Origin of the sequence: Hominimerdicola alba 8 (assembly GCF_000178155.2) — a bacterium.
GTDB lineage: Bacteria > Bacillota > Clostridia > Oscillospirales > Ruminococcaceae > Hominimerdicola > Hominimerdicola alba_C.
This window is the reverse complement of sequence record NZ_ADKM02000061.1, coordinates 1-3,152: the sequence shown is the minus strand read 5'-3', so window position 1 is coordinate 3,152 and position 3,152 is coordinate 1. Positions and strand designations below refer to the sequence as shown.

The window sequence follows — 3,152 nt, the reverse complement described above, 5'->3', positions numbered from 1 at the left end:
ACTTTTACCGTCCGTTCTTTTATCTTCGTCCTCGGCACATAGATCCAACCGCCCTGATACTGTGCGATGCGGTTCTTGATCGTTTCAGTCTCATAAAACCACCCAAGCGTTTTCGCTCTGGTCATCTTCGCTCTCGGATTGCGTTCCTTCTGCTCCGCAAGCATAAATTTCAGGTCGATCTTGTGGTCGGGATTATACTCGACAAGCACACCGAAATCGGCGCACTTCCGCAGGAAATCATCGAAGTCCTCGCTCTCTTTTATGACTTGATGGCTAAAATTGGTCATCTGCGCTTCTGTTATATGATCTCAAAATGGTTCTTCCTGCATCGTATCAGTCCGTCCCTCTGCATCTTGCTCAATTCATTTGATAGCACAGAGCGTTCCACATTGAGATAGTCCGCAAGCTGCTGACGGTCAAAGGGTATATCAAACTCACGGGAATGCTTCTGAACCGATACGGTATTAAGATACGCCATAATACGTCCGCGCACCTGTCTCGGGGCAGTATGAAAGCTCCGGCTCGACAGGTGCAGATTTTTTCTTGTGGTGATAGTGAGAAGATTTGCAAGAAGTCTCGCCCTTATCGTATCGTTGAGGTCAGCGAGCGACTTCATGCTCAGAAACACGATACTGCAATCCTCGGCAGCACATACATCAACAAGCATCGGCACATCGGGCAGGAGTGCATAGCTTTCTGCAAAGAACTGTCCCTTACCTACAAGGTTGAGTATCGTGCGGTTTCCCCACATATCATTGCTTTCAATCGTAACGCCGCCTGCCGTGACAAAGCAGAGCTTATCGGTGATCTCTCCCGAAGAAAAAATCATCGTACCTTTCTTATAATTCTTTTCGGCTGCATTAAGGGCTTTCATAAGCTCAGCTATTTCGGTATCATCAAAGCCCTTGAACAGTATCGAATTATGCAAAACTGAAATATCCATATTTTCTCCCAAAATGTTGTAATTACAACATACTTTCTCCTTTGATTATACTATAATGGATACAGAAAGTCAAGGAGGTATGGCTATGATACGGAAAATAATTGAGATAGACGAAGAAAAATGCAACGGCTGCGGTCTGTGTGCTAAGGCTTGCCATGAGGGAGCGATCGCTATTGTGAACGGCAAGGCTAAGCTCATGCGTGATGATTTCTGCGATGGCTTCGGTGACTGTCTCCCTGCCTGTCCTATGGACGCTATCCACTTCACCAAGCGTGAAGCGGCGGCTTATGATGAAAAGGCGGTGAAAGAAAACAAGCAGAAAAAGTCCGCTTGCAGCGGTTTCACCTGTCCGGGTTCTGCATTGCAGAGCTTTACACCAAAGGAAGATGACAGCAATGTTAGTGTTCCAAGCTGTCTGAGACAATTCCCGATACAGATAAAGCTCCTGCCCACAAATGCACCTTATTTCAACGGTGCTGATCTGCTTATCGCTGCCGATTGCACAGCTTACGCCTACGGGAACTTCCACCATGATTTTATCCGTGGGAAGATTACGCTCATCGGCTGTCCGAAGCTCGATGCTGTTGATTACTCCGAAAGGCTGACAGAGATATTCCGTAATAACGATATAAAGAGCATCACTCTCACAAGAATGACCGTACCATGCTGTGGAGGTATGGAGTATGCGATAAAACGTGCGATAGAAGCAAGCGGTAAGGATATTCCGCTTGAAGTTGCAGTCATTTCGCCGGACGGCAGTATCGTTGAGATAAGAAAATAATGGAGGAATATATCATGGAACAGAAAATGTTTTGCTATCAGTGTCAGGAAACAGCAGGCTGTAAGGGTTGTACCGCTTGCGGTGTCTGCGGTAAACAGCCTGAAGTCGCAGCAATGCAGGACTTGCTTGTGTACGTTACAAAGGGATTGTCTGCGGTGACAACTCAGCTCCGTGCAGAGGGAAAGACTGTCGATAAGACTGTTAATCATCTTATCAGCGTGAACCTGTTTATCACGATCACCAATGCAAATTTTGATCTCGACAGCATTACCGCTAAGGTTACTGAAACACTTGCAGTCAAAGAAGAATTGCTCGGACAGGTGCAGAATAAAGAATCACTCCCCGAAGCAGCTCTTTGGAATGGTTCGGACTATACCGAGAAAGCAAAGACTGTCGGCGTACTTGCAACAGAGAATGAGGATATACGCTCTCTGCGTGAGCTGATAACCTACGGTCTGAAAGGACTTGCGGCATATACAAAACACGCAAACGCTTTGCTGAATGATGATGAGGAGCTTGATGCTTTCTTACAGTCGGCTCTTGCTAAAACACTTGATGACAGTCTGTCGGTCGATGACCTTGGGGCTCTCACGCTGGAAGTCGGCAAGTACGGCGTTCAGGGTATGGCTGACCTTGATGCTGCAAATACTACAGCATACGGCAATCCTGAGATCACAAGCGTTGACATAGGCGTGAGAAATAATCCGGGAATACTGATCTCAGGTCACGATCTGAAAGACCTTGAAATGCTCCTTGAGCAGACAAAGGATACGGGCGTTGATGTTTATACGCACTCGGAAATGCTACCTGCGCATTATTATCCGTTCTTCAAAAAGTATCCGCATTTCGCAGGAAACTACGGCAATGCGTGGTGGAAGCAGAAAGAGGAATTTGAGAGCTTCAACGGTCCGGTGCTGATGACCACAAACTGCATCGTTCCGCCGAAGGACAGCTACAAGGACAGACTTTGGACAACAGGTGCCGCAGGATATCCGGGCTGTAAGCATATTGACGCACCCTACGGCGAAGTAAAGGATTTCTCGCCGATCATCGAACAAGCGAAGAAATGTCCTCCGCCTACCGAGATCGAAACCGGCTCTATTATCGGCGGCTTTGCCCATGAACAGGTATTTGCACTTGCCGATACAGTTGTAGAAGCTGTAAAATCGGGGGCTATCCGCAAATTCGTAGTCATGGCAGGCTGTGACGGCAGAGCGAAGTCCAGAAGCTACTATCGGGAATTTGCTGAGAAGCTGCCTAAAGACACGGTGATCCTTACCGCAGGCTGTGCAAAGTATAAGTATAACAAGCTCAATTTAGGCGACATCGGCGGTATTCCGAGAGTTCTCGATGCCGGACAGTGCAATGATTCTTATTCTTTGGCGCTTATCGCTCTGAAGCTGAAAGAGGTATTCGGGCTTGATGATG

3 protein-coding genes and 1 pseudogene are annotated in these 3,152 nt (G+C 47.3%); 2 read left to right on the top strand and 2 right to left on the bottom strand.

Annotation, left to right across the window (positions count from 1 at the left end):
* Window positions 1-287: pseudogene (locus tag CUS_RS05430) on the bottom strand (relaxase/mobilization nuclease domain-containing protein); the annotation flags it as partial.
* Between the two features lie 11 nt (window positions 288-298).
* On the bottom strand, window positions 299-943 hold the full coding sequence (locus CUS_RS05425; protein ID WP_002848160.1) for a Crp/Fnr family transcriptional regulator: 645 nt from the start codon (window positions 941-943) through the stop codon (window positions 299-301).
* An 85-nt stretch (window positions 944-1,028) separates the two neighbouring features.
* Between CUS_RS05425 and CUS_RS05420 the strand changes: the two genes are divergently transcribed.
* On the top strand, window positions 1,029-1,724 hold the full coding sequence (locus CUS_RS05420; protein WP_002848152.1) for an ATP-binding protein: 696 nt from the start codon (window positions 1,029-1,031) through the stop codon (window positions 1,722-1,724).
* 14 nt (window positions 1,725-1,738) lie between these two features.
* A partial coding sequence (gene hcp, locus CUS_RS05415) for a hydroxylamine reductase (protein ID WP_037276695.1) occupies window positions 1,739-3,152 on the top strand: 1,414 nt, incomplete at its 3' end.

What these genes read in the sequence shown, in the direction of transcription:
- CUS_RS05420 (WP_002848152.1), top strand. Translation starts at nt 1,029, where the DNA reads ATGATACGGAAAATAATTGAGATAGACGAAGAAAAATGCAACGGCTGC.
- CUS_RS05425 (WP_002848160.1), bottom strand. Translation starts at nt 943, where the DNA reads ATGGATATTTCAGTTTTGCATAATTCGATACTGTTCAAGGGCTTTGAT.